Origin of the sequence: Thermobrachium celere DSM 8682 (genome assembly GCF_000430995.1) — a bacterium.
GTDB lineage: Bacteria > Bacillota > Clostridia > Clostridiales > Caloramatoraceae > Thermobrachium > Thermobrachium celere.
The window spans coordinates 1-529 of the sequence record NZ_HF952017.1 but is presented as its reverse complement, the minus strand read 5'-3'; the positions used below and the strand labels follow the sequence as shown (position 1 = coordinate 529).

Below are 529 nucleotides of genomic sequence, written 5' to 3'. Positions count from 1 at the left end.
TTGGAATGATGGGTATCCCATTTGAAAGAGAAGTAGGGGGTGGCAGGTGGAGACTTCATAACATACATCATGGCAGTTGAAGAACTTGCAAAGGCTTGTGCTACAACTTCAGTTATTCTATCTGCCCATACATCCCTATGCTGCTGGCCAATATATACATTTGGTACAGATGAGCAGAAACAAAAATATCTTCCAAAGCTTTTAAAGGGAGAGTATCTTGGTGCCTTTGCACTAACTGAACCAAACGCAGGAACAGATGCAGCACATATTTTGAATCACAGATATTGCTTTTAAATGAAACCATTAAACTTGTTTTAGAGAAGGTTAATACTCTAGAAAAAAAGGATCAAATTTTCCAAGATTTTTTGGTAGATAAATCACACAGTTAAGCTTGATTGCATAGTATAAATTAGAATTTGAATTTATGAAATTAATTAGGGAGGGAAAATATAATGACAGACCTCTTAAGAAATGGAACACCACAACAACTTGACATTTATGTAAAGAGGATACTAGCAAAATATGCAAA

At 35.0% G+C, this 529-nt stretch carries 1 pseudogene; it reads left to right on the top strand.

Features of this window, described 5'->3' with window-relative positions:
* Window positions 1–264 (top strand): annotated as a pseudogene (locus tag TCEL_RS00595) (acyl-CoA dehydrogenase family protein); the annotation flags it as partial.
* Between the last annotated feature and the right edge of the window lie 265 nt (window positions 265–529).